This window comes from Pseudomonas sp. I3-I5 (genome assembly GCF_022699445.1).
Lineage (GTDB): Bacteria > Pseudomonadota > Gammaproteobacteria > Pseudomonadales > Pseudomonadaceae > Aquipseudomonas > Aquipseudomonas fulva.
Window position 1 is genome coordinate 128,267 of the sequence record NZ_CP093940.1, and the last position, 25,869, is coordinate 154,135.

Sequence of the window (25,869 nt, forward strand, 5' to 3'; positions counted from 1 at the left end):
GATTGCTTCCTGTTGCGTAACTGCCCTCCGCATGACCGCTAATGGCCGATTACAGCCGATCATGATTCTCTGGATCAGGTCCTCTTCAAGAGCTTGAAAACCCATGACGTTCCTAGACGTCGAGCTAACAGTCGGGCCGTCAGCACGTAGTAATACTGTGTTGCCTGACTGTGTTCGCTCAAGCGATTCTCAAGGAACCACACCAGATGCTTCTTTTGCCAAGCCCAAGGGTTTTCCCGCTGCCAGCGCTCTGCGATAGCAACCTGAATCATCTTCGCCTGGCGCACATGGCGTTGCTGCGTTGCGTGCGAACCAATCAGCACGCCAGCCAAGAACAGCTCCATATCGAATGGCTTACTCATGTCCGTCCTCCGATATAGGAGGCGACCACATCGATCCGACGGTGCCCCAGCTCATAGCTGACTTGCTTCCGCGCCTCACGATCAAGGCGTCGATTCAACTGGTAACATTCACCACCGTTGATAGGTGCAAGATGTAGGGTGATCTGCTCGTAGCGCTCACATGCGTACGCGGCTCGTAGCTCATGGAAGCCTTTGAGGTTGTGTGCATGCAGGACGCCCCGCGCAGGGCGGATGATTTCTTGCAGAGCATTCACGTAGCTTTCATGTGGTGCAACCAGGTTGCGGCTGCTTCCGGGCGACACCCGCTGTGCAAATCCAAGCGCGCTTTGAACATATTCGTCCACCGCAATCCAGCGGGGTGCCGAGGCACCGGCGCGGCCACCTTTGGTGCCATCCTGGATGTTGATCTTGCCGTAGGCTTCAGCCTCACGGATAAGCCGTGGCAGGTCAGCCAAGATGGCCTCACGCAAGCGCATGCCGGTGGCTCGCGCCAACAGAATGATCGCTGCAGCCCGCAACTGATGTTGGCGGCAAAGCGCATCGACGATCTGCTTCACCTGCGCACGGTCTTGGCCCTGCGGCACTAAATGCCGGACCCCGGTGCGCTGCATACCCAACGCCTTGCTCGGACTTGGCAACTTAACGTACTGATCACCGCGAAGCGCCGCCATGGTCCTGTTAACGCTGGTTAGCCGATTTTGTGCGGTGCTGACGGCGAGGTCACCGCGCCCGACCATGTCGCGAAGATACGCCGCATAGTCGCCCAACACCTTGCGATCAATCTGCCACGCATCATTGATATCGGGCCCCTGTTCTGAGCGGCACCACTTCACGAATGCCTGCCACCGATCACAGTGTGCCTTTACCGTGCCGTAGTGGCCGCCGCCAAACATGTCTTTCAGCGCCTGCGGTCCTGCGTAGCTCAGTTGCCTGCCGTAGCCGAAATTGCGGCCATCGCGTCTACCCACCAATGCCATGTCGGTCACCTCATCGTCCGATCTCCGATCCTCGCCCCACGTCATCCCGCCAAGAATGCTGAGTGTTATCAGGGATCAAGGCCCCTGCGACCTGTGGGGAACGTCCACTACGCGGGACTGGCGGCTCCTTACGTCCGGGAGCTAGGGCATCTCATGATCTGGCCTCCTGAACACCGTTGCCGGTGGGCGGGTGGAGGCAGTGCTGGCTGACTAAACCAGCGCCTGAAGATCCTGAGCCGGGTGAACGCAGCAGTGCGATGACCGGGGCATGCCTGACTGTCAGTCAGGTGCAGTCCATTCCTTGGTCTGCGGCACCATCATCTACAGCGCTGTTGCTGGTGACATCGGCGTTTGTCACGCCGATTGTCACGAGGGGGAATGCCGCAAAGCCTTGTGCGATCAGGGCTGCAGCAGTGGTAGAAGTGCCCGTCTCTTTCCAGAAGAAAGAGACGGGCACAGGTTGGCGCAATAGTCGGCCAAGCGGATAGGTTGCTGCAGGGCAGCGAGGTACGGTGTATCTGGCACACGAGCGCCATATGTCTAAGAGCATCCATCACCTGGGTAGTGACCGGGCGAGCTGCCGGATGCGAATCGCCCTTGGGGAGAACCACCGCCAGAGCGGCGTGACCTTTAAGGTTCGGGTCACCTGGGTTGCTGTCATCGACAGCTCTTGCGACTTCCGGTCTACGCCTGTGGACAATATTCGTCAAGCAAAGAGATTTCAGGGATTTAGCGCCTGTGGATAAAACTATCCCCCGGTGGACATCTGTGGTTTTCCACAGACGTACGCTGTGCCAGCAGTTTTTTTCTTAGGTATGGTCCTTTCAAACGGGGCGGCTTTGCAGCCCCGTTTGAAAGGACCCGCGTGGAGGAGCTTCATGCGGTGCTGTGGGTAACTTCACAGCGAGTTGAGGTGGTGTTGCGGCGGGTTACTCGGTCCTCTTGGCACTGCGAAGGCGCGTGACGTTCTCGCCCGTCTGCTTGGCAAACTCATGCGGCGTCACATGGTCCTCACGGTTCGCCTCCAGAAACCGGCTCCACCAGGTCATGATCATCCGGCGCTCTTCGAGGAACTCGGCCTTGTGGGTATAGGCGGCGCGCACGTTGTTGCGCTCCTTGTGGCTCATCTGCCGCTCGATAGCCGTCTCCGACCACAACCCGGACTCGACCAGCGCACTGCACGCCATGGCTCGGAACCCGTGGCCGCAGATATCCACCTTGGTGTCGTAGCCCATCGTCCTGAGCGCGGCATTCACCGTGTTCTCGGACATCGGTTTCCACGGTTTGGCATCCCCCGCGAACACCAGCTCGAACTTGCCGGTGATCGTGTGGATCTGCTCAAGCAAGGCCACTGCCTGTGGCGATAAGGGTACAACGTGAATGTCCCCGGCCATCTTCGTACCTCTTGTGGAAAACGGCACACCGTCCAGCGCCGGGCGGGTGTCGGGGATCTCCCAAATTCCGCGCTTGAGGTCGAACTCATTCCAACGGGCGAAGCGCAGTTCACTGGAGCGTACGAATACATGCAACGACAGCATCACCGTGAGCCGCGTGAGCGGGCGACCTCTGTAATCCTCAATGCATGCCAGTAGCTCTGGCAGCCTCGATAAGGGTAGTGCTGGTCTGTGAGTTACCCGTGGTGTCTTGATCGAGCCATCGAGGTCGTGAGCTGGGTTCGCCGTGATCAGTCGCAGCCGTTTGGCTTCGCGCATGATGCTTTGCAGGTAGTTCTTGACCCTGAGCGCCACGTCGATGGTGCCGCGCTTCGTCACGGCTTCCAGTGGCTGCATGAGGTCGTGGGTGTCCAACTCAACGATTGCTCTGGCACCGATCAAAGGGAACACGTGAGTCCTCAATCGGCTAAGTACAGTCTTGGCGTGGCCGGGCGCCCACTTCGGCACCATGCTCGCATGCCAGTCGAGCGCAACGCTTTCGAAGGTCCGCCCATTGATCACGGCCTGGGTCTTGGTTTGTTGCTTGTACTGGATGGGGTCTATGCCATTGGCGAGCTGCTGCTTGATCTCGAAACGCTTGCGGCGTGCGTCGCCCAGCCCGACCACCGGATAACTGCCGAGAGCGGTCAGGCCTTCGCGGCCATCGGGTTTAACGTACCTGAGCCGCCAGCCTTTGCGGCCGTTGGGTTGCACAAGCAGGTAAAGACCGTCGCCGTCGAAGAGCTTGTACTCGCGCTCTCTGGGCTTTGCCGTGCGACAGGCGGTATCTGTAAGCGGGGCAGTGGTGCGGGCCATAAGGGTAGTCTCCGATATCGAAACGGACCTCTATCCTTAAAACTACCCTTATTAGCGCTGGCTACCCTCGGAATCCGACGGAACGCCAAAACGAAAAAACCCGCCAGAAGGCGGGTTTTTCGGGGGTTCCAGAGATTTTGAAAGCTTTCTATGGAACCTTGAATGGTGCCGGCACCAGGAATCGAACCCGGGACCTACTGATTACAAGTCAGTTGCTCTACCAGCTGAGCTATACCGGCAATGGGGCGTCATTATAACGATCGTTTGGCGTGTGTAAACCACTTCCTTGCGATTGTTTGAAAATGACCTAACTCACCGACCCAAAAGGGAAATTTTCTTACCAGCCGCGGTGGAGGGTGGTGACGTTTGGTTCGGTCTTGCCGGGGTTGAAGAACAGCTTGTCGTTGTCGCAACCGCGCTTGCGGCAGGTGTTGTCGGCGCGCAGGGGTAGGCCTCGGTCGCCGCCAAGCTGCATGCCGGGGTGGTTCCAGCCGAGGTTGCCGGGGGCGGGGTGCGAGGGGCCGCTGGCGCAGGCGGTAAGGGCCAGGGCGAAGGCGAGCAGGGCGAGGGGCTTGGCTTGGGTCACGAGAGTCAGGTCCGTTGTCGAATCTGGCGCAACGCCAGATGGCCGCAGGGCTGGCAGGCAGCGCGCGACTTCACTTTTTAATGATTTGGGGGGCGCATGATACACGGTTGTGGGGGCGGGGATTAGGGGTGGGATGTTGTGGTGAGTGTGCGGTGGGTCATGGAATGGGAAGTTGGATGGGTTTTTTGGGGGAGGCGGTGGTGTGTGGGGCTGTGGGTGTAGTGGTCAACTCATCCCGGACACGGTTTTGAGTTTTTCTTCTGCTTTCGCTGGAGCTAGTCCATCGTTGAACTGATGAGGCCGGATCCAGTTGTAATGGCCCATTAGGTATTGGCCAATGTCTCGTTGAGCTTGCTGCCCGGTCAGGTAGCCCGTGGTCGGTATCCACTCTGATTTCAAGCTGCGGAAGACTCGCTCCATCGGTGCATTATCCCAACAGTTGCCTCGGCGGCTCATGCTCTGGCGTATGCGGTAGCGCCACAGTCTCTGGCGGAACTGACGGCTGCCATATTGCGATCCCTGGTCGGAATGGAACAGTAGTCCTTGAGGCTTTCCACGCTGTTCGTAAGCTACGTCCAGCGCTTTGACGACTAAGTCTGCATCCGGCTTCTCTGATAAGGCCCAGCCCACCACTCTGCGTGCGTAGAGATCCAGTACAACTGCGAGATAGTGCCATTTGCCCTGAGCCCAGACGTAAGTTATGTCTCCACACCAGACCTGATTTGGCGCTTCGACATCAAACGCTCGGTTCAAGGTATTCGGAATATCTGGCCGCTCCACTGTGGCCTTTTTGTACGCATGTGATCCTGGCTGCTTGCTGATCAACGCCAGCTCACGCATCAGGCTGCGTACCTTGAACCGCTCGATTTGCTCACCTTCTTCTTGCATCATTGCCATGATGGTACGGCTGCCGGGCGCACTTCGACCTCGCGTGAACAACTCATTCACTCGACTGCGCAACCGCAGTCGTTCAACGTCCGGAGTTCGCCCTCTGTGACGATGTGCGTAGTAACTTGAGCGAGTGACTTCAAACACTTCGCACAAACAATTAACGGGCTCATGATCGCTGAGCTGGCGGATCAGCGCGTACGCTCGAGATCTTCCGACATCAAGAGCGCGGTAGCCTTTTTTAGTATCGATTTCTCGCGTTCAAGGCGCGTGATCCGGGCTTCCAACTCTTGGATTTTTTGCTGCTCTGGCGTCAACGCTTTGCTGGCCGGCGTAACGCCGCCGCGCTCCTGCTGAAGCTGATTAACCCATCGGCGCAGTGCCGACTCGACCAAGCCGAGCGAACGGGCCGCTTCGGCATGGCTGTAGCCTTGATCGAGCACCAGGCAGGCAGCTTCGCGCTTGAACTCAGGGGTAAAGGTACGGCGTTGCTTGGTCATCGGACACCTCTCTGTGGCGAGCATTCTCGCCTAAATGGGTGTCCGGGGTTAGTAGACCACTACAGGGTATGGGGTTTGGGGTGGAGTTATTGGGGCCGCTTTGCGGCCCATCGCGGCACGAGGCCGCTCCCACAGTGGATCGCGAAGGCTGTGGGTTTTGTGTTCGGCATGGGTTGGTGTGGGGCGCTGATATCCTTCGTGTAGGAAATGTCTGGACCTAGGGGCGAAAGGGTTCTGTATGGCCTGGCTTCGGACCTATCCTACGCATGCCGCTGAAATATCGCTGTTGTGGGGGAAACGGCCCACGGATACCGTTCTGGGGTCGCGTTTGCGACCGGGTGTGAGAACCTGACTTTGAACCTAGCGGCTGCTTGATGGCGACCGTGCACGGGCAGACTTCGGTCTGGCCGGGCTTCCTATGTTCACTCGGTTTCTCACCCTGTGCACGGTTGCCGCCTTTGTTCCGTGAGAAGCATGAATGTGGCAACTCCTTTGAACATAGGGGTTTCATATGAAAACGATTGTTCCTGACCCACCCGCTGAGCGCGGTATCACCACCGCAGGCGTAGAAACCTTCCTCCAAGCCGGCACCCCACCCGTAAACCTCCTTCGCGTACAGCCCGGCATCCCGGTGGATGCTGCGTACGAGCATGTCTCCATTCTGATGGGTTACATCAAGCACCTGGTGCGTGAGGGGGACATGGAGGATGACCACAAGCTGCTCGGTGCGGCGGATTACCTCTGTGACATGGCCAACGCCTTGCTGAATGACATCGAAATCGCCAAAGGCAAACGCCACTAGCCAACCAGAACCTTGGCGGCATGGATGACAAGGGGCCAGGGTGCCAAGCGGATAGACAAACCGTTCTCAGGCACCCGCCCAATGCTTTCATAACTGCTCAAAGAAAACAGACCTTAAAATTTCAAGGCCATGTGCCAGACCTAGAGCCATTCCCACTTCCGGCATGGCAGCTCGATCCCCTACGCACCAAACCTCTCTGAAATCAACAAAAAATCGCCCCTAAAAAATTGCTTATGCACAAGCGGCATCGAATGCTTGTGCCAATGGCATAACCCCGCCCGCAATAAACCAAATTTGCGCAAATGCCTGTTTTTGCTGGTCTTGAACGTCATTCTGGAATAAGCCAATCCGTCCGAATGGCCCCGTACACCAACAGGTAACCCCAAGCTTGTTCACAGACTTATCCACAGGCTTTTCTGCGGCTATCTGTCGCGCTCGGCGAGGATCATCAGGTTGCGTGGGGTGAGGGCATAGTCGCAAAACACGCCCAAACGTACGTCATAGCCCTGTTCGGTCAGAAAAAGGGCACGGTCCAGTGCCAGCCAGAGTTCGAGTGGGCGGCGGAAGAGGTTGCGCAGGCGTTCGAGGTTGCGTACCTGCGCCAGGCGATTCCATCCTGCCGATTCCAACGCCGCCCAATCGATATCACCATCCAGGTCCAGTTGCTTGAGCGCAGCCAGGTCACGGCAATACTGCTCGAAGGGCTTGGCCAACCAGGCCACCGGCAGCGATGGCGTGGGCAGGTACTGGTCGGTCTGGCGCTGTTGGCGTTGCAGCAAGTCGAAGCCCAGGCGGCGGGCCATGGACGTGTCGCGCTGGCGGCGTACGCGGGCGCCGGCGGTGACGGTTTCGCTCAAGGGCAGGCCAAGGTCATCCAGCGACAGGTGCAAGGCCGAGGTGCGGGCAGCTGTGGATAACGCCTGGTACTGGGCGGTGGCAATGCGGTTGTAACAGCATGGGGCCACGGCCAGCTGTGGGCAATGTTGCTGGCTGGCCAGGCGCAGCAGCCGGACATGCAGGTCGCCGCAGGCGTGGAGGGCGACCACGCTGGTGTCTGCATCCAGATGCTTGGCGCTGCCAGGGGCCATCACGTCCTGATGGATGTGTTGCACGGGCAAATGGTGATGGGCACTGAGCGCCTCCCCGGCAGCCACCAGCGCGGTGTCGTACTCCAGGCAGGTCAGGCGCTGGCCGGGGTGCAGCAAACGCCGGCCCAGGTGGCCTTTGCCCGAGCACCAGTCCAGCCAGTGGCGGGAGGGTGCGCGGAAGGCGAGGTGACTACCGAAGGCTTCGATCTGCTGCCATTTGCGGCCGGGTACATTGACGTCAAGCCGGTGAGCGGCGGCGGGGAGCGCACAGGTGGGCAGGGCACCCAGCGCGCTGAGCGCCTGGGCGGCATCAGCCAACTGTGGATAAGGTGCGGGCAGTGCGTGTGGGTCGATGTCACCTTCGGCCTCGGCCAGGGTGCTTTGGCGCAGATGCCGCGCAAGTTCCGGGTAGGTGCTTTCCCAATCCAGGTGCAGATGGGTGAACGGCCTGGGTTTCCACAGCGCCTGATGCTCGGTCAAAAACCGGTCAAGCGCCTGAAAGCGTTCGAGCAAAAGGTGGCTGTGGAGGGAGGTAGGCATTGGGAGCGCTGTCGATAAAGGGTGGTCAGGCCTTGCTGCCGGCTGAACCCGCTTTCACCCAGGCATCCACATGCCGGGTAAAAAAGGGCCAACCGGCTGCAGCCGGTAACGGATCAGCGCCCTTGGCAGGCGTCCACGCGCAACCAGCGCTCCAGCAGCTTGAAGCCCTGCACCAGCATGAACGAGATCAGCAGGTAGAACAGGCCAGCGGCGAAGAAGATCTCCACCGGCAAGTACGTGCGGGCAATGATGGTCCGCGCCATGCCGGTTAGTTCCAGCAGGGTGACCGTACTGGCCAGCGCGCTGGCCTTGAGCATCAGGATCACTTCGTTGCTGTAGGCCGGCAGGCCGATGCGGGCAGCCCGGGGCAGCATGATGTAGACCAGCGTCTTGGCCCGGGACATGCCCAGCGCCCGCGCAGCCTCGATCTCGCCCTTGGGAATGGACTGCAAGGCGCCGCGCAGGATTTCGGCGATGTAGGCGGCGGTGTGCAAGGTCATGGTCAGCACGGTGCACCAGAACGGGTCGCGCAGGTACGGCCATAGCGCGCTGGCGCGCACGGCGTCGAACTGGGCCAGGCCGTAGTACACCAGAAACAGCTGCACCAACAGCGGGGTGCCGCGGAAGAAGAAGATGTAACTGAAGGGCACGGCGCGCACGTACCAGTGCCGCGAAGAGCGGGCGATACCCAGCGGGATGGCCAGGATCAAACCGGCCACCACCGCGATGGCCACCAGCTCCAGGGTCAGGGTGGCGCCCTGGGCCAGGCGCGGCAGCCACTTGATGATCACTTCCCAGTTCATTGTTCGGCCCTCGCGAAGCCGCGAGCGGCGCGTTGTTCCAGGAAATGCATGCCGGTCATGGCAATGACGGTCAGGCTGAGGTAGATGCAGGCCGCCACCATGTAGAAGGTGAACGGCTCCTTGGTCACGGTCACGCCAATCTGGGCATGGCGCATGATTTCTTCAAGGCCGATCACCGACACCAGCGCGGTGTCCTTCATCAGGATCATGAACAGGTTGCCCAGGCCCGGCAGGGCGATGCGCCACATCTGCGGCAGGATGATCCGCGACAGGATGCGGCCCTTGGACATGCCCAGCGCCAGCCCGGCTTCGCGGTGGCCTTTGGGGATGGCCAGGATAGCGCCCCGGAACACCTCGGTGGCGTAGGCGCCAAAACACAGGCCCAGGGCAATGACGCCTGCGGCAAAGGCGCTGAGCTCAAGGCCTGGCATGTGCAGGGCTTCGCCCAGGGCGTTCATCAGGCCCACGGTGCCAAAGTAGATCAGCAGCACCCACAGCAGTTCGGGAATACCCCGTACCAGGGTCGAGTAGAAACCGCCAAGCCACTGCAAGGGCTTGAGCGGGGAAGTCTTGGCCAGGGCGCCGAGCAGGCCCAGCACCAGCCCTAACAGCAAGGCGCACAGCGCCAGTTTTACGGTCATCAGGGTGCCGGCCATCATGGCCGGACCGAATCCGTGCAAGTCGATATTCATGGGCAGGTCATTCTAGGGAGAGGCGCGCCACCGGGGCGCGCCAATCGGGGCGGATCATTCGATGCTGAACGGGAAGTACTTGTCGTTGATCTTCTTGTACGTACCGTCGGCCTTGATTTCGGCCAGGGCCTTGTTCAGGTCGTCGCGCAGCTTGGTGTCACCCTTGCGCACGGCGATACCGATCTTGTCGCTGTCCATCACTGGCTCGCCCTTGAACTCGTAGTTCATGCCGTCCTTGCTCTTGAGCCACTCGTACTGCACGTACTTGTCAGCCAGGATGCCGTCGATACGGCCGGAAACCAGGTCCAGGTAGGCGTTTTCCTGGGTGTCGTACAGCTTGATGTCCACACCGCTGTAGTTGTCTTCCAGGTAGGTGCCGGCCAGGGTGGCGCGCTGGGTGCCGATGACCTTGCCCTTGAGCGAGTCCTTGTCAGTCTTGAAGTCGACGTTCTTCGGTGCGATGAACTGCAGCTTGTTGGAGTAGTACGGGTCGGTGAAGTCCACCGCCTGCTTGCGCTCGTCAGTGATCGACAGCGACGAGACCAGGAAGTCGAACTTCTTGGCGTTCAGGGCTGGAATGATGCCGTCCCAGTCGGAGGTGACGACCGAGCACTCGACCTTCATCTTGGCGCACAAGGCATCACCGATGTCCTTGTCGAAACCGACGACATTACCGCTGGCGTCCTTGTTGTTGAACGGTGGGTAGGCGGCTTCGATACCCATGCGCAGTTTTTCCGCGGCCATGGCATTGGCCGACATGACCAGGGTGGCAGCGGCTGCCAGGAGAAACTTCTTGTAGGTGTGCATGTATTGCTCCGTTAGCGGTGGCTGGACATGAATTGCTTGCAACGCGCCGAGGTCGGGTTCTCGAAGACCTGCTGCGGCGATCCCTGCTCTTCGACCAGGCCCTGGTGCAGGAAGACCACTTCACTGGACACCTGGCGGGCAAAGTTCATCTCGTGCGTCACCAGCAGCATGGTACGGCCTTCTTCGGCCAATGCGCGGATAACGTTAAGCACTTCCTGGACCATTTCCGGATCGAGGGCCGAGGTGGGCTCGTCGAACAGGATGACCTTGGGCTTCATGGCCAGGGTACGGGCAATGGCGGCGCGCTGCTGCTGGCCACCGGACAGCTGGGCGGGGTAGCTGTGACGCTTGTCGTAGATCCCCACCTTGTTGAGCAGCGCCTCGGCTGCCTCGACGGCCTCGGCCTTGCTTTGGCCAAGTACGCGGCGTGGGGCCTCGATGATGTTGTCGAGGATCGACATGTGCGGCCACAGGTTGAAGTTCTGGAAGACGAAGCCGATTTCGCTGCGCAGTCGGTTGATCTGGCGGTTGTCGGCAGCCATCAGGTCGCCGTTCTTTGCGGCCTTGAGCTTGAGGGCTTCACCGGCCACGAGGATTTCGCCCTGGTGCGGGTTTTCCAGCAGGTTGATGCAGCGCAGCAGGGTGGACTTGCCGGAGCCGGACGACCCCAGAATGGAGATCACGTCACCGTCGCGTGCGGTCAGCGAAATGCCCTTGAGAATTTCCTGCTCGCCATAACGTTTGTGCAGGTTGCGGATTTCCAGCGCGGGCGTGGCCTGAGCCATGTGCGGTCCTCATGTGTTCGGGTGCGTTCCCAGCTGTTGGCGGCCTTCCTGGCGTGCGCCAAGCTAGCATAGCGGCATTATGACGGCCAACAGGGTCGCCGGGCACTCTGGGCATTGGTGGGGCAGTTTGTCGCATCGTTGCAGCGCAACGTCGCGCAGATGTCCACAAGGGAGGTTACCCGGCACCAGAGCCATGATGAAAAAAGGCGCGATGGTGCCAGTTTTGACGGTCTCAGGGAAGCGCTTTCGGACCATGTGCCCGTCAAACCTGACTGTCCGGGCAGCCTGTCGAGGCGCCCCGGTGCAGGCTTTCTGAACCCCGCCGCGGTCCAGGGTTGTACCGAAGGGTTGCGCCCTGTTTGCCTTGTGATGGTGCGCAGGTGTTACCGAGGGGCACCTTTGGTGCATTTGTAAGTGAGTATTTCGGTAATGAGCGCTTTTGATGGCTAATCGGCCATTCAATGGCCCTTTTTGCCGTGGCCCCCGCCGTTATTGGCTTCCGGCGTGGTCGGGCCGAGTGCGCGTAGCACATGGCGCGGTTATTGCCAGTGTCCAATCAATGGTTGCCGCTGTGCATGCTCCAGACGCGAGCCGCGCTTGCGCAACCGATGTGATCTACTCCTTGCAAAGGTAGTTTTATGAGCGGCAACAATTCCAATGACCTCGCTCAGGGGCTTAAACAACGGCATGTGACCATGCTGTCCATTGCTGGCGTCATCGGCGCAGGCCTGTTCGTCGGTTCCGGACACGCCATTGCAGCGGCGGGCCCGGCGGTACTGCTGGCTTATGCCGCCGCCGGTACGCTGGTGGTGCTGGTCATGCGCATGCTCGGTGAAATGGCAGTGGCTTCGCCCGACACCGGTTCGTTCTCCACCTACGCCGACCGCGCCATCGGGCGCTGGGCCGGCTTCACCATCGGCTGGCTGTACTGGTGGTTCTGGGTGTTGGTGATTCCACTGGAGGCCAACGCCGCTGCAGCCATCCTGCATGCCTGGTTCCCAGCCGTTGACCTGTGGGCGTTCTCCCTGCTGATCACCTTGGCACTGACCGTGACCAACCTGTTCAGCGTGAAGAACTACGGTGAGTTCGAGTTCTGGTTCGCCCTGCTCAAGGTGCTGGCCATCATCGCGTTCATCGTGGTCGGTTGTGTGGCCATGTTCGGCCTGGTACCCAACAGCCAGGTCAGCGGTGCCAGCCACCTGTTCGATACCCAAGGCTTCATGCCAAACGGCCTCGGCGCCGTGCTGGCTGCCATGCTGACGACCATGTTCTCATTCATGGGCACCGAGATCGTCACCATCGCCGCTGCCGAGTCCAAGGACCCGGGCAAGCAGATCAGCCGCGCCACCAACTCGGTGATCTGGCGTATCTGCCTGTTCTACCTAGTGTCGATCTTCCTGGTCGTGGCGCTGGTGCCATGGAATGACCCGGCGTTGGCCGAAGTCGGTTCCTACCAGACCGTGCTCAGCCGCATCGGTGTACCCAACGCCAAGCTGATCGTCGATATCGTGGTACTGATCGCCGTGACCAGCTGCCTGAACTCGGCGCTGTACACGTCCTCGCGCATGTTGTTCTCGCTGAGCAAGCGTGGCGATGCCCCGGCCATGGCCCAACGCACCACCAAGGCGGCTACCCCTTACGTGGCGGTGCTGCTGTCCACTGCGGCGGCGTTCCTGTGCGTCTTCGCCAACTTCCTTGCGCCAGCCCAGGTCTTCGAGTTCCTGCTGGCAAGCTCCGGCGCCATCGCGTTGCTGGTGTACCTGGTGATTGCCGTTTCGCAACTGCGCATGCGTGCCAAGCGCGAGGCCAGTGGTGAGCAGATCGCGTTCAAGATGTGGCTGTTCCCAGGGCTGACCTGGGCGACCATCGCCTTCATTGTGGCGGTGCTGGGGGTAATGGCACTGCGTGAGGACCACCGCATCGAGATCATCGCGACGGCACTGCTGAGCATCGCCGTGGTGGCTGCGGGGCTGCTGGTGCACCGCAAGCGCGAAGCCGGTGGACGGGCAGCGGTGGCCAAGTAAGGCCGCCACTCCATTTGCCTGCGTGCAGGGCCGGCCATCGCGGCCGGTCCAGCGCCCCGGCAAGGCCGCTCACGCAGGTATTCGGTCGTCTTTAGGAGCGGGGCAAGTCGGCTGTTTCCAAGCCGTCAGCCCGGCCACCCTAATCAACCAAACTGCTTCTGCTGTTGCTGCTGCTTGGCCACCAGCTCGGACGCAGCCAGGTAAGCCTCCTGGAACTCATCGCTTTCCAGCCATGCCATGGTCGTGTCTTCGTCCGCGCCATCGAGCCATGCACGGTAGGCGTTGAATACCATCACGATATAGTCGGTCGCGTGTTCTTCCTTGTGGCCCTTGAGCACCAGGGCCAGCAGCGGGTCAACCAGGAACACCGAGATCATCGGCACCAGGCCGCCTTCCTGGGCTTCCTTCATCTTCTTGAACAAAGGGTCGTAACTGGCCGACGCCATGGCCTTATCGAACACCTGCTCGACGCTGGCGCTATCGCCTGCGCTGGCCTTCACGGCCTGGCCGCTGCGCACCATGCGGTTCTGCTTGGCCTTGGTGGCGGCGCGCTTGGCGCGTTTTTGTTGCTTGCTGGAGGTGGCCATGGGCAATCCTTGGGTGGGGCTTGAAAGTGCGCGTATTGAAGCGCAGTTACCCGCGAAACCCAAGTGCCATGCACGCACCGCCGGCGGTCAGCTGGCGATCGCGTCGTCCTCATCGAACCCGCGCGATGCCCGCCCGACCAGCAGTGGGTCCGGCGCGTAGGCCACGCTCAAGTCCTTGTCCGGGTAGTCCAGCGAATGCAGGAAGTGGCGGATGCAGTTGATGCGCGCACGCTTCTTGTCATCGGACTTGATCACCGTCCACGGCGCGTCGGCGGTGTCGGTGTGGAAGAACATGGCTTCCTTGGCGGCGGTGTAGTCGTCCCACTTGTCCAGAGACTTGATGTCGATGGGCGACAGTTTCCAGTGCTTGAGGGGGTCGTCCCGGCGCGAGATGAAGCGGCGCAGTTGTTCCTCGCGGTTCACCGAAAACCAGTACTTGAACAGCAGTATGCCGCTGTTGCACAGCATCCGCTCAAGGTCCGGTGCCTGGCGCATGAACTCCAGGTATTGAAGGGGGGAGCAGAAATCCATCACCTTCTCGACGCCCGCGCGGTTGTACCAGGAGCGGTCGAAGAACACCATTTCCCCCGCCGTGGGCAGGTGCTGCACATAGCGCTGGAAATACCACTGGCCTTTCTCTTGTTCCGACGGCTTTTCCAGCGCCACGATGCGAGCGCCCCGGGGGTTCAGGTGCTCCATGAACCGCTTGATGGTCCCACCCTTGCCTGCAGCGTCACGCCCTTCGAACAGAATCACCACCCGCTGGCCGGTTTCTTTCACCCAGCTTTGCACCTTGAGCAACTCGATCTGCAGGGCGTGCTTGGCCCTTTCGTACTCTTGTCGACGCAGGCGCTGCGGGTAAGGGTAGCCGGATGGCAAGCGCGCCGATGTGCTGTCTTCGCTGCTGCCCTTGGGAGCGCTGGCCACTTCAAGTGCGGTCGGTGCCTGGCTGATCGCGGTGATGGCCGGTTCGGGTTTGCGCGGGCGGGGGCGGCGAGTGCGGGGCTTGGCCGTGGGGGTAGCCTTCTTGGGGGGTGGGGAAGTCTGGAGAGGGGCGTCGTCGCTCATGGAGGTCCTTGCAAGGTGGTTCGAATTTTCACCTTGAATGCTAAGGACGACAGGGCGCTGGCTCTTTGATGTTGATCAACCCGGCCGGGATGAGTGCTGCTGACCGAAGGCTACCCACGACGAAGGGCGACCCACCAGCACTTTTCGACAGGCAACAAAAAACCCGCACTGGGCGGGTTTCTTGTGTCGCTTCGGGTAACTTTGCAACCACCAGAAGCTGAAGGTGGTGCCCAGAGACGGAGTCGAACCGCCGACACGAGGATTTTCAATCCTCTGCTCTACCGACTGAGCTATCTGGGCGACGAGGTGAATTAAATAGACTTTCAGACCGCTCGTCAACGACTTTTTGAAAAAAATATTAAATTAATTCCGTCGCTTACGTGCCCCCGGGTCATTGCGAGGGCGGTACGTAGCCTTCTGCCTGAGCGTATTCTTCGCCAGCGAAAAACTTGTCCATCTCGGCCTGGAGGAATTTGCGGTCCTCGCCATTCATCATGTTCAGGCGCTTTTCGTTGATCAGCATGGTCTGGTGCTTCTGCCAGTCGGCCCAGGCCTTCTGCGAGATGTGGTCGAAGATGTCCTGGCCCTTGGCCCCTGGATAGGGTGGGCGGTCCAGGCCGGGCAGTTCTTCGTTGTACTTGCGGCACATCACGGTGCGGGTCATCAGGCATCTCCTGCAATCAGTTCGTCGGCTGCGCGTTTGAGCAGCTTCTTCACCGGGGCGGCCAGGCCCAGGCGCGGTGGGGTGGCCAGGTTATACCAGAGCCAGTCGGCCTCGACCATGTGCTCGCCAACCGGGTCGACGTGCACCAGCCAAGGCTCGATGGCCAGCTGGAAGTGGCTGAAGGTGTGGGTCAGGTTGTCCAGGGCGCGGCTGCGGCCCAGGCGCAGGCCGTGCTGGTCGGCCAAGTCGTCAAGCTGGGCGATGTCGTCGAGCTCCGGCAAGCTCCACAGCCCGCCCCACAGGCCACTGGACGGGCGACGGTACAGCAGGATGGCGCCGTCGTCGTTGGCCAGCAGCGGCATCAGCGTGCGCCGCTGGGGCAGCGCCTTGCGCGGCTTGGGCTCGGGGTAGCGGGTTTCTTCGCCGTGCAAGTGCGCCTCGCAGCCGCGCCGGACCGGGCAGAGCAGGCAGGTGGGCTTGCTGCGGGTGCAGAGCGTCGCGCCCAGGTCCATCATCGCCTGGGTGTAGTGGTTGGCACGAACCATGGGCGTGAAACGCTCGGCAGTGGCCCACAGCTGGTTGGCCACCTTCGGCTCACCCGGGTAACCGGCCTGGGCGGTGAAGCGCGCCAGGACTCGTTTGACGTTACCGTCCAGGATCGGTGCACGGATGCCCATGCTGATGCTGGCGATGGCCCCGGCTGTAGAGCGGCCGATGCCGGGCAGCTCGGTGAGCTGCTCGACGCTGCGCGGAAACACTCCGCCATGCTGCTCGACCACGATGCGTGCAGCCTTCTGCAGGTTGCGGGCGCGGGTGTAGTAGCCCAGGCCCGTCCACAAGTGCAGCACCTCGTCCTCGGGCGCCTCGGCCAGCGCTTGCACGGTCGGCAGCGCATGCATGAAGCGGTCGAAATAGTTCAGCACGGTGCTGACCTGGGTCTGTTGCAGCATGATTTCAGACACCCACACCCGGTACGGGTTGATGCCCTGTTGCCAGGGCAGATCGTGCCGGCCGTGCGTGTCGTACCACTCCAGCACAGCGCTGGAAAACTGCTCGGGTGTCATCGCTTGAACAGCCCCTTGAGCGCGTCTTTGAGTTCCGGGCTCACTTTGTCTCCGAGTTTTTCATCGAGTTTTTCGTCGATCTTGTCTTTGAGGCGGTTGCCTGCGAGTTTGGCGGCGACCTTGCCCATGCCGTCCTTGTCCAGACGGCAGGCCTTGGCGCCCAGCTCCAGCGGGCCACGGCAGCGCAGCGGCACTTCCACGCCCACGTAGCGCTCGTTGACCTGGCAGGCCGGGTCGGGCATGGCCCGCTGATCGCCCTCGACGATAACACCCACGTTGTAGTCCATGCCCAGTACCCGCAGGTCCACGTCACCATGGCCGTTGACGGTCAGGCCTGGAATTCGCACCTTGAGGTCAGGGTTGCTGGCCACGCCATTGCGAATCACCACGCTGCCATGCAGCGCCTGGAACGGGGTGTCCTTGCCGCGCGGCTCGCCGCTGAGCGACTTGCGGTTGAGCGTGGCAATGGCCTGGCACAGCTGTTGTTCGAGGTTGGCGTTGACCAGCACACCGTCATTGATGGTGAAGTTGGCCGTGCCGTTGAGCGTGTCCACCAGCGCTTTCTGGCTGTTGCCGGTGGCGGTCAGGTCGCTGGACAGGGTCAGCAAACCCTTGACCGGCGGCGTCTTGTCCTTGTCGTCGGTCTTGATGAAATGCTCGACGGGTACTCGCTGGATGCGGGTGTTGACCCCCAGCTGTGGCACGGCGGGGCGCACGTCGACCGTACCCTTGGCCTCGAACGTGCCGTTGTACAGGTCACCGCGCAAGGTTTGCAGGGTCAGTAGCCCACCCTGGCCATTGGCCGTCAGGCGGGCGTTGCCGATGGGCAGCTTGTCCAGCGTCAGCGAACCGAAGCTCAGGTCTGCCTGCAGGTCGAGGGCGCGCAGACGGTCCACCGGCAGCAGTTTGTCAGTGCTCCAGGCGCCCTGGGTGGGGGCGTCGGGCAGGGGTGTGCTGCCTGCACCGGCCACGGCACTGGCTTCTTGCTGCTGTACCTGGGCCTTGCGCGCAGCAGTGGCGCCCTTGGCCTCTTCGCTCTTGGCCGGCAGGTACCGGTCTGCATCGAAGCTGTCGCCCTTCAGTTGCAGGCGCAGGGCTTGCTTGGCGAAATCTTCAACCGCCACGCGTCCGGTGAAGGTGCTGCTGTCCAGCTTCACCGACAGGTCTTCCAGGGCGATGCTGGCAGGCGTGCCTTGCAGGCGCGTGACCAGCTCGAGCTTGCCGAATGCAGCCGGGTCCTGAGTGGTAGGCAGCGGGTGGCCGATACCGTCCAGGAAGGTACGCAGGTCGAACTGGGCAATGGACAGGCCGCCACTTAGCTGCGGCGTCGTGTCCAGCTCGCGCAGGTTGAGTTCGCCCAGGGCGCGCAGCTGGTTGGCCGACAGTTTCAGGCCGTTCCATGACGCCACGTTGGCGGCCTGGTCGAGCAGCAACTGGCCCTGGGCGGCGAAGGTTACGGTCTTGCCGCCAGTGGGCTCTCCAGAGGTTTCGCCCGACAGGCGCATGTCTTCGAAGCTGTAGCGCTTGAGCGCACGGTCCAGACGCAGCTCGCCGGCCACTTCGGTGCGCGCCTTGATGTTGGGCTGGCTGGCGCTGATGAATGCGCTGGCCTTGAGTGGAATATTGGCGCCTTCGTGTACCGCGCCGGTGCTGAGTTGAATGCTTTCGGCGTTGTAGCTGACGCCACTGCGTGCGTCGGTGTACTGCACGCGTGCGTTGTTCACGGTCAGGCTGTCGATATCGAGCTTGACCGGTCGGTCTGCGTTGGCAGTGCCGGAGCGCTGATCGGTGTTTTCGGGGCCTTGCGCATTGCCTGGTGCAGGGGTTTCGCCCTCGGCCGACGCAGGCAAAGGCTTGCCGATGTCCTCCCAGTTGCCATGCCCTTGTTCGTCACGTGTCAGGATCAGGTTCAGCCCTTCGACGCGCACATCACTCATCTGCACCTCGCGGCGCAGCAGCGGCAGCACCCGCACCGACAGGCCCAGCATCTGCAAGTCGGCAAACGGCGCCTTGGGCGCATTCAAGGTGGCGATGCTGGCGTCATGCAGCTCAAGCCCCAGCCATGGGAACAGGCTCCAGCCAATGTCGCCGTTGAGAGTCAGCTCCACGTGAGCCTTGTCGCGCGCCAGCTGGCGAATCTCGTCTTTGTAGTCGTTGGGATCGAACAGGTGGGTCAGGGCAAAGCCCAGCGCCACGATGATCAGCAACAACCCGAGAAGCCCTAGGCCCAGGATTTTGCCGAACGCTTTCATGGGCGAGTCCTTAACTATCGGAATGTGAATTCAAGCGCGAGAGTATAGCGCCGCAGCGGCCGTCCCTGCTGATTCGGCTGGATATACCGGCCATTTCCCACGTGCTCAGTAGATGCTACGGCTTTCGACAGCGGTGATCTTGGCAGTTCAGAAAGATCGGCTACAGCGCGTTACCGTTTCAGCCGAACTAAAATAGGCGATATCAGATTGCTTTCATGTGATCGGATACTGCTACCCTTGCGCCGCTTTGCCTGCCTCCACAACTTATAAAAAAGGATCATCCCCATGAGCCGCACCATGACGGCGGATGCCTTGGCCAGTGCGCCAGGCTTCCTCTCCAAGGAACGCATCATCGCCCGGCCGGGCTTCAACCGCTGGCTGGTGCCTCCGGCTGCTTTGGCCATCCACCTGTGCATCGGCATGGCCTACGGCTTTTCGGTGTTCTGGCTGCCTTTGTCCCAAGCCCTGGGCATCACGGCGCCAGTGGCGTGCGCGCCAGACATGAGCTTCGTCGCCCGATTGTTCAGCGCCGAGTGCGACTGGCCCATTTCGATGCTCAGCTGGATCTATACCCTGTTCTTCGTTTTCCTCGGCTGTTCGGCCGCCGTGCTGGGCGGCTGGCTGGAACACGCCGGCCCGCGCAAGGCCGGGCTGGTCTCGGCGCTGTGCTGGTGTGGCGGCATGCTGATCTCCGCCATCGGGGTGAAAACCCATCAGCTGTGGCTGATGTGGTTGGGTTCCGGCGTGATTGGCGGTATTGGCTTGGGCCTGGGGTACATTTCACCCGTGTCCACCCTGATCAAGTGGTTCCCGGACAAGCGCGGCATGGCCACCGGCATGGCCATCATGGGCTTCGGCGGCGGTGCCATGGTGGGTGCACCGTTGGCCACGGCGCTGATGGGTCATTTTGGCAGCGCGCAAGAAGTGGGCGTGTGGCAGAGCTTCGTGGTCATGGCCGCGATCTACTTCGTGTTCATGACGGCCGGCGCCCTGGCCTATCGCATTCCGCCCACCGGCTGGAAGCCTGAAGGCTGGACCGCGCCGGCCAAGAAGGCGGGCAACGGCATGGTCACCGATCGCCATGTGCACGTCAGCGTAGCCTGGAAAACCCCACAGTTCGTCCTGGTCTGGCTGGTGCTGTGCCTGAACGTGTCGGCCGGTATCGGCATTCTCGGCATGGCCTCGCCGCTGTTGCAGGAAGTGTTCGCTGGCAAGTTGCTGGGCAATGAACTCACTTTCAGCCAGCTCAATGCCGCGCAATTGGCGCAGATTGCCGCCATCGCGGCGGGCTTTACCGGCTTGTTGAGCCTGTTCAACATCGGCGGGCGGTTCTTCTGGGCGTCGTTCTCCGACTACATCGGGCGCAAGAATACCTACTTCGCCTTCTTCGCCTTGGGCGTTGGCCTGTACAGCCTGATCCCGAACATGGGTCACCTGGGCAACGTGGCGCTGTTCGTGGCGGCGTTCTGCATCATCCTGTCGATGTATGGCGGTGGCTTCTCCACGGTACCCGCCTACCTGGCCGACCTGTTCGGCACACAGATGGTCGGCGCCATCCACGGGCGTCTGTTGACAGCCTGGGCGGCCGCCGGGGTGCTGGGGCCTGTGTTGATCACCTACCTGCGCGAATCTCAATTGGCGGCTGGCGTTGAACGTGCGGCAGCGTACGACATGACCCTGTACATCCTCGCCGGCCTGCTGGTGCTGGGCTTCATCTGCAACATGCTGATCCGCCCGGTGGCCGACAAGCACTTCATGACCGATGCGCAACTGGCCGCCGAACGTGCGTTGAGCCACGACAAGGGCGCTGACGGCGCGCGGTCCCTCGAGTGGAAGGCTGCGCCTGGCAGCCTGCCGCTGGTGCTGTTGGCCTGGGCCGTGGTGGTGGTGCCGTTGGCCTGGGGCGTCTGGGTGACCCTGCAGAAGACCGCCGTATTGTTCCACTGATCCGGGCCGATCCAAGCCTTGCCACGGGGCCGTCGCGTCTGGCCTCGTGGCGTCGATGCTACCAGCACGTGCAACAGGGCCGCGTTCAATGGCGGCCCTTCAGGCACCCCACGAGCGATCCCCCGCTCCCGGTTGTATAGACCTGTAGCGGTATCCGAGCCCGTCATTGCTGGGCTTGCCATCTATCTTGCGCGTTCCAAGCAGCGGCCATCTGCGCCTATAATGCAGCCCTTTCGCCTAATGATTTTGCGGAGCTGGTGATGGTCGAACGTAAGGCTTCCGTCGAGCGCAATACCCTGGAAACCCAGGTCAAGTGCTCGATCAACCTCGATGGCAGTGGCAAGGCCCGATTCGATATCGGCGTGCCGTTCCTTGAACACATGCTGGACCAGATCGCTCGCCATGGGCTGATCGATCTGGATATCGAGTGCAAGGGTGACCTGCATATCGACGATCACCATACCGTCGAGGACGTCGGTATCACCCTGGGCATGGCGTTTGCCCAGGCCATCGGCGACAAGAAAGGCATCTTCCGTTATGGCCACGCCTACGTGCCGCTAGACGAAGCGCTGTCACGCGTGGTCATCGACTTCTCCGGCCGCCCTGGCTTGCAGATGCATGTGCCTTACACCCGTGCCAGCGTAGGCGGCTTCGACGTCGACCTGTTCCAGGAATTCTTCCAGGGCTTCGTCAACCACGCCCTGGTCACCCTGCACATCGACAACCTGCGTGGGCACAACACCCACCACCAGATCGAGACCGTGTTCAAGGCCTTCGGCCGCGCACTGCGCATGGCTGTTACCCTCGACGAGCGCATGGCCGGGCAGATGCCGTCCACCAAAGGGTGCCTGTAAATGCAGACGGTAGCGGTAATCGACTATGGCATGGGCAACCTGCACTCGGTCGCCAAGGCGCTCGAGCACGTCGGCGCCGGCAAGGTACTGGTCACCAGCGATGCAGCGGTGATCCGCGAAGCGGACCGGGTGGTGTTCCCAGGCGTTGGCGCCATTCGCGACTGCATGGCCGAAATTCGCCGCCTGGGCTTTGACAGCCTGGTGCGTGAAGTGAGCCAGGATCGCCCGTTTCTGGGCATCTGCGTGGGCATGCAGGCACTGCTTGAGCACAGCGAAGAAAACGACGGCGTCGACTGCATCGGCCTGTTCCCGGGCCAGGTACGCTTCTTCGGCAAAGACCTGCAAGAAGAGGGCGAGCACCTGAAGGTGCCGCACATGGGCTGGAACGAAGTCAGCCAGAGCGTCGACCACCCCCTGTGGCACGACATCAGCGACCGGGCGCGTTTCTATTTCGTGCACAGCTACTACATTGCCGCCGGCAAACCCACGCAGGTGGTCGGGCGCGGTCACTACGGCGTCGATTTCGCCGCGGCGCTGGCTGATGGTTCGCGCTTCGCGGTCCAGTTCCACCCGGAGAAGAGCCATACCCATGGCCTGCAGCTGTTGCAGAACTTCGTGGCCTGGGACGGGCGCTGGTAAATGAGCCGTTCGAAGACCAAGGCGCCGATCCTCACGTTGGCCCCCGAGCAGGAGCGTGAAGCGCTCGATACGCTCAAGCGCTTTCTCGAAGACCGTTTCGAGCTGGAGCTGGGGTCGTTCGAAGTCGCCGAGGTACTCGAACTGTTCACCCATCACATTGCACCCCATTACTACAACAGGGCGATCGCCGATGTTCAGCTGCACCTCAAGGAGCGGTTCGAGAGCATCGAAAGCGATCTGTGGGCGCTCGAGAAGCCCTGAAACCCCAAGAACGGACAGGTTCCCAAGATGCTGATTATCCCCGCTATCGATCTGAAGGACGGTGCCTGCGTGCGTCTGCGCCAGGGCCGTATGGAAGATTCCACGGTATTTTCCGATGACCCGGTGAGCATGGCCGCCAAGTGGGTCGAGGGCGGCTGCCGTCGCCTGCACCTGGTCGACCTCAACGGTGCCTTCGAAGGCCAGCCGGTCAACGGTGAAGTGGTCACCGCCATCGCCAAGCGCTACCCGACCCTGCCGATCCAGATCGGTGGCGGCATTCGCTCGCTGGAAACCATCGAGCACTACGTCAAGGCTGGCGTCAGCTACGTGATCATCGGCACCAAGGCGGTGAAGCAGCCTGAATTCGTGGCCGAGGCCTGCAAGGCCTTCCCCGGCAAGGTCATCGTCGGCCTGGACGCCAAGGACGGTTTCGTCGCCACCGACGGCTGGGCTGAGGTGAGCACGGTGCAGGTCATTGACCTGGCCAAGCGCTTCGAGGCCGATGGCGTCTCGGCGATCGTCTACACCGACATCGCCAAGGACGGCATGATGCAGGGCTGCAACGTGCCCTTCACCAAGGCCCTGGCAGAAGCCACGTCGATACCGGTAATCGCCTCGGGCGGCATTCACAACCTGGGCGACATCAAGGCACTGCTACAGGCCAATGCGCCTGGCATCATTGGCGCCATCACCGGCCGTGCCATCTATGAGGGCACCCTCGACGTCGCCGAGGCCCAGGCCTTCTGTGACACCTACCCGAGCATTGGCCAGCGCTAAGCGTCTGCGGCAAGGGGCCCGTTCGGTGCGTATCCCTTGCCGCCCCAAGCTTGCAGCTTGCAGTTGCTTCCCAGGAGCCCTCTCATGGCTTTAGCTAAACGCATCATCCCTTGCCTGGACGTGGACAACGGCCGTGTGGTCAAGGGCGTCAAGTTCGAGAACATCCGCGATGCCGGTGACCCGGTTGAAATCGCCCGGCGCTACAACGAGCAGGGTGCGGACGAAATCACGTTCCTCGATATCACGGCCAGCGTTGACGGCCGCGATACCACGCTGCACACCGTCGAGCGCATGGCCAGCCAGGTCTTCATCCCGCTGACCGTCGGTGGTGGCGTGCGTACCGTGCAGGACATCCGCAACCTGCTCAATGCCGGTGCCGACAAGGTGTCGATCAATACTGCCGCCGTGTTCAACCCGGAATTCGTGGGCGAGGCCGCCGATCGTTTCGGCTCGCAGTGCATTGTCGTGGCCATCGATGCCAAGCAGGTATCCGGCCCTGGCGAAACGCCGCGCTGGGAAATCTTCACCCACGGCGGACGCAAGCCGACCGGTTTGGACGCGGTAGAGTGGGCCAAGAAGATGGAAGGCCTGGGCGCGGGCGAGATCCTGCTGACCAGCATGGACCAGGATGGCATGAAGAACGGGTTCGACCTGGGCGTGACCCGTGCCATCAGCGATGCGTTGAGCATCCCGGTGATCGCCTCGGGCGGGGTGGGTAACCTTCAGCACCTGGCCGATGGCATCTTGCAAGGGCATGCCAGTGCCGTGTTGGCTGCCAGCATCTTCCATTTTGGGGAGTACACGGTGCCTGAGGCCAAGGCCTATATGGCAGCGCGCGGAATCGTCGTTCGCTGACCCGAAAAAAAAGGGGCTGCCAGGCAGCCCCTTTTGCTGATCAGCCCTGCTTCACTTCGCGCATGGGCTTGCCTTTGACCGGCGCGTCGTTGGCCACGTAGTACTTGGCAGTGCTGCGCGGCAACGGCTTGCGACCACGGATCTTGTCCGAGATTTTCTCGGCAATCATGATGGTGGTGGCGTTGAGGTTGCCGGTGATGATGATCGGCATGATCGACGCATCCACTACACGCAGGCCCTGCATGCCATGCACGCGGCCTTCGCCATCGACCACCGCCATGTCGTCGGTACCCATCTTGCACGAGCAGGATGGGTGGTAGGCGGTTTCGGCGTGCTCACGGATGAATTTGTCCAGCTCTTCATCGGTCTGCACATGCGCGCCTGGGCTGATTTCGCGACCGCGGTACGGGTCCAGCGCCGGCTGGGCCATGATTTCGCGGGTCAGGCGAATACCGTCACGGAATTCTTCCCAGTCCTGCTCGGTGGCCATGTAGTTGAACAGGATGCTCGGATGCTGGCGTGGGTCCTTGGACTTGACCTGCACGCGGCCGCGGCTAGGCGAGCGCATCGAGCCCATGTGCGCCTGGAAGCCATGTTCCTTGACGCCCTTGGAGCCGTTGTAATTGATGGCAACCGGCAGGAAGTGGTACTGGATGTTCGGCCATTTGAATTCAGGGCGCGAGCGAATGAAACCGCCGGCCTCGAACTGGTTGCTGGCCCCGATGCCGGTACCGTTGAACAGCCACTCCGCGCCGATGGCCGGCTGGTTCCACCACAGCAGCGATGGGTACAGCGATACGGGCTGGGTGCACGCGTACTGAAGGTACAGTTCCAGGTGATCCTGCAGGTTTTCGCCAACCCCTGGCAGGTCGTGAACGACCGGGATGTCCAGGCTTTCGAGCAGGGCGCGCGGGCCTACACCGGAGCGCTGCAGCAGTTGCGGCGTGGCGATGGCGCCGGAGCTGACGATCACTTCCTTGCGCGCACGTGCTTCGACGCGCTCTTCGCTGTCGCCCACCAGGTAGCTCACACCAATGGCGCGCTTACCGTCGAACAGTACGCGGTCGCTCAGGGCGTGAGTCACGATGGTCAGGTTGGGGCGTTTCTTGGCCTGGTCCAGGTAACCGCGGGCAGTGCTGGAGCGGCGGCCATTCTTGGTCACCGAACGGTCCATCGGGCCGAAGCCTTCTTGCTGGTAGCCGTTGAGGTCTTCGGTGCGCGGGTAGCCGGCCTGTACGCCAGCTTCGACCATGGCGTTGAACAGCGGGTTGTTACCCGCCTTGGGCGTGGCCACGCTCAACGGGCCGTCGCCACCGTGATAGTCGTTGGGGCCGATGTCGCGGGTTTCGGCCTTGCGGAAGTACGGCAGGCAGTCCAGGTAGGCCCAGTCTTCCAGGCCTGGCAGCTCAGCCCAGCCATCGAAGTCCAGGGCGTTGCCGCGGATGTAGCACATGCCGTTGATCAGCGAGGAGCCACCCAGGCCCTTGCCACGGCCACATTCCATGCGGCGGCCGTCCATGTGCGGCTCCGGGTCGGTCTCGTAGGCCCAGTTGTAGCGGCGGCCTTGCAGCGGGAAGGCCAGGGCGGCTGGCATCTGGGTGCGGAAGTCGAAGCGATAGTCAGGGCCGCCCGCTTCGAGCAGCAGTACGGTGGTGCCTGCGTCTTCGGTAAGGCGAGTAGCCAGGGTGTTACCGGCAGAGCCGGCACCAACGATGATGTAATCGTATTCCATGGGGAAGCTTCCTCCGGAAGCAGTTGCGCGTCTGGCGCTGCACCTGGGTGCAGCCTGGCCTCACGC

At 61.6% G+C, this 25,869-nt stretch carries 24 protein-coding genes and 2 tRNA genes; 8 read left to right on the top strand and 18 right to left on the bottom strand.

The window, feature by feature from the left end; genetic code table 11:
* Positions 1-74 precede the first annotated feature (74 nt).
* From MOP87_RS00550 to MOP87_RS00575, 6 genes are all read right to left on the bottom strand, one after another.
* Complete coding sequence (locus MOP87_RS00550) at positions 75-362, bottom strand: hypothetical protein (protein WP_099452641.1); 288 nt, start codon at positions 360-362, stop codon at positions 75-77.
* The gene (locus MOP87_RS00555; protein WP_242810005.1) at positions 359-1,339 is read right to left on the bottom strand and encodes an integrase domain-containing protein; all 981 of its coding nucleotides are present in this window, start codon (positions 1,337-1,339) and stop codon (positions 359-361) included. The genes MOP87_RS00550 and MOP87_RS00555 overlap by 4 nt, the downstream gene beginning before the upstream one ends.
* A gap of 929 nt (positions 1,340-2,268) precedes the next feature.
* A complete protein-coding gene (locus MOP87_RS00560) occupies positions 2,269-3,588 on the bottom strand; it encodes an integrase arm-type DNA-binding domain-containing protein (protein WP_242810006.1) in 1,320 nt (439 codons plus the stop codon).
* A gap of 163 nt (positions 3,589-3,751) precedes the next feature.
* Positions 3,752-3,827, bottom strand: a tRNA-Thr gene (locus MOP87_RS00565).
* Between the two features lie 98 nt (positions 3,828-3,925).
* Complete coding sequence (locus MOP87_RS00570) at positions 3,926-4,174, bottom strand: hypothetical protein (protein ID WP_023535804.1); 249 nt, start codon at positions 4,172-4,174, stop codon at positions 3,926-3,928.
* A 225-nt stretch (positions 4,175-4,399) separates the two neighbouring features.
* Positions 4,400-5,562 (bottom strand): IS3 family transposase gene (locus MOP87_RS00575; RefSeq protein WP_242810007.1). Its coding sequence is split into 2 segments (ribosomal slippage): positions 4,400-5,307 and positions 5,307-5,562, totalling 1,164 coding nucleotides; the frame shifts between segments, so codons are not numbered across the junction.
* Positions 5,563-6,073: 511 nt separating this feature from the next.
* Between MOP87_RS00575 and MOP87_RS00580 the strand changes: the two genes are divergently transcribed.
* Positions 6,074-6,364 (top strand): DUF3077 domain-containing protein, encoded by a 291-nt coding sequence (locus MOP87_RS00580; protein ID WP_023535826.1) that lies wholly within the window; start codon positions 6,074-6,076, stop codon positions 6,362-6,364.
* 422 nt (positions 6,365-6,786) lie between these two features.
* On the opposite strand, the gene MOP87_RS00585 is transcribed toward MOP87_RS00580, so the two are convergent.
* From MOP87_RS00585 to MOP87_RS00605, 5 genes are all read right to left on the bottom strand, one after another.
* Positions 6,787-7,992, bottom strand: coding sequence for a methyltransferase (locus tag MOP87_RS00585; RefSeq protein ID WP_242810008.1), 1,206 nt, complete (start codon positions 7,990-7,992; stop codon positions 6,787-6,789).
* Positions 7,993-8,105: 113 nt separating this feature from the next.
* Positions 8,106-8,795 (bottom strand): ABC transporter permease, encoded by a 690-nt coding sequence (locus MOP87_RS00590; RefSeq protein ID WP_023535781.1) that lies wholly within the window; start codon positions 8,793-8,795, stop codon positions 8,106-8,108.
* On the bottom strand, positions 8,792-9,487 hold the full coding sequence (locus MOP87_RS00595) for an ABC transporter permease (protein WP_023535794.1): 696 nt from the start codon (positions 9,485-9,487) through the stop codon (positions 8,792-8,794). The genes MOP87_RS00590 and MOP87_RS00595 overlap by 4 nt, the downstream gene beginning before the upstream one ends.
* 54 nt (positions 9,488-9,541) lie before the next feature.
* Positions 9,542-10,294, bottom strand: a complete 753-nt coding sequence (locus MOP87_RS00600; RefSeq protein ID WP_023535762.1) for an ABC transporter substrate-binding protein — start codon at positions 10,292-10,294, stop codon at positions 9,542-9,544.
* 11 nt (positions 10,295-10,305) lie between these two features.
* A complete protein-coding gene (locus MOP87_RS00605) occupies positions 10,306-11,079 on the bottom strand; it encodes an ABC transporter ATP-binding protein (RefSeq protein WP_023535748.1) in 774 nt (257 codons plus the stop codon).
* Positions 11,080-11,717: 638 nt separating this feature from the next.
* Here MOP87_RS00605 and gabP point away from each other — a divergent pair.
* Positions 11,718-13,103, top strand: coding sequence for a GABA permease (gabP, locus tag MOP87_RS00610; RefSeq protein WP_023535725.1), 1,386 nt, complete (start codon positions 11,718-11,720; stop codon positions 13,101-13,103).
* A 143-nt stretch (positions 13,104-13,246) separates the two neighbouring features.
* Here the strand turns inward: gabP and MOP87_RS00615 are convergent, their stop codons facing one another.
* The 6 genes from MOP87_RS00615 to MOP87_RS00640 form a co-directional block, all read right to left on the bottom strand.
* Positions 13,247-13,690, bottom strand: coding sequence for a hypothetical protein (locus MOP87_RS00615; RefSeq protein ID WP_027914092.1), 444 nt, complete (start codon positions 13,688-13,690; stop codon positions 13,247-13,249).
* An 87-nt stretch (positions 13,691-13,777) separates the two neighbouring features.
* The gene (ppk2, locus tag MOP87_RS00620; protein WP_242810009.1) at positions 13,778-14,758 is read right to left on the bottom strand and encodes a polyphosphate kinase 2; all 981 of its coding nucleotides are present in this window, start codon (positions 14,756-14,758) and stop codon (positions 13,778-13,780) included.
* Positions 14,759-14,982: 224 nt separating this feature from the next.
* Positions 14,983-15,058: transfer RNA gene (locus MOP87_RS00625), tRNA-Phe, on the bottom strand.
* 91 nt (positions 15,059-15,149) lie between these two features.
* Positions 15,150-15,422 (bottom strand): oxidative damage protection protein, encoded by a 273-nt coding sequence (locus MOP87_RS00630; RefSeq protein ID WP_027914090.1) that lies wholly within the window; start codon positions 15,420-15,422, stop codon positions 15,150-15,152.
* Positions 15,422-16,486, bottom strand: coding sequence for an A/G-specific adenine glycosylase (gene mutY / locus MOP87_RS00635; protein ID WP_027914089.1), 1,065 nt, complete (start codon positions 16,484-16,486; stop codon positions 15,422-15,424). Before mutY ends, MOP87_RS00630 begins: the two co-directional genes overlap by 1 nt.
* Positions 16,483-18,738 (bottom strand): AsmA family protein, encoded by a 2,256-nt coding sequence (locus MOP87_RS00640; RefSeq protein WP_242810010.1) that lies wholly within the window; start codon positions 18,736-18,738, stop codon positions 16,483-16,485. Before MOP87_RS00640 ends, mutY begins: the two co-directional genes overlap by 4 nt.
* Before the next feature lie 285 nt (positions 18,739-19,023).
* Here MOP87_RS00640 and MOP87_RS00645 point away from each other — a divergent pair, with 285 nt between their 5' ends.
* From MOP87_RS00645 to hisF, 6 genes are all read left to right on the top strand, one after another.
* Entirely contained in the window at positions 19,024-20,685 is a 1,662-nt protein-coding gene (locus MOP87_RS00645; RefSeq protein WP_128611006.1) for an OFA family MFS transporter, read from the top strand.
* Positions 20,686-20,945: 260 nt separating this feature from the next.
* Entirely contained in the window at positions 20,946-21,539 is a 594-nt protein-coding gene (hisB, locus tag MOP87_RS00650) for an imidazoleglycerol-phosphate dehydratase HisB (protein WP_023532883.1), read from the top strand.
* Positions 21,540-22,178: an imidazole glycerol phosphate synthase subunit HisH gene (gene hisH, locus MOP87_RS00655; RefSeq protein WP_023532895.1), complete on the top strand. Its 639-nt coding sequence runs from the start codon at positions 21,540-21,542 to the stop codon at positions 22,176-22,178.
* On the top strand, positions 22,179-22,439 hold the full coding sequence (locus MOP87_RS00660) for a DUF2164 domain-containing protein (protein ID WP_027914086.1): 261 nt from the start codon (positions 22,179-22,181) through the stop codon (positions 22,437-22,439).
* A 27-nt stretch (positions 22,440-22,466) separates the two neighbouring features.
* Positions 22,467-23,216, top strand: a complete 750-nt coding sequence (gene hisA, locus MOP87_RS00665) for a 1-(5-phosphoribosyl)-5-[(5-phosphoribosylamino)methylideneamino]imidazole-4-carboxamide isomerase (RefSeq protein WP_023533011.1) — start codon at positions 22,467-22,469, stop codon at positions 23,214-23,216.
* 84 nt (positions 23,217-23,300) lie between these two features.
* Positions 23,301-24,071, top strand: a complete 771-nt coding sequence (gene hisF / locus MOP87_RS00670; RefSeq protein ID WP_027914085.1) for an imidazole glycerol phosphate synthase subunit HisF — start codon at positions 23,301-23,303, stop codon at positions 24,069-24,071.
* Between the two features lie 40 nt (positions 24,072-24,111).
* Here the strand turns inward: hisF and betA are convergent, their stop codons facing one another.
* On the bottom strand, positions 24,112-25,803 hold the full coding sequence (gene betA, locus MOP87_RS00675) for a choline dehydrogenase (RefSeq protein WP_023532909.1): 1,692 nt from the start codon (positions 25,801-25,803) through the stop codon (positions 24,112-24,114).
* Positions 25,804-25,869 lie beyond the last annotated feature (66 nt).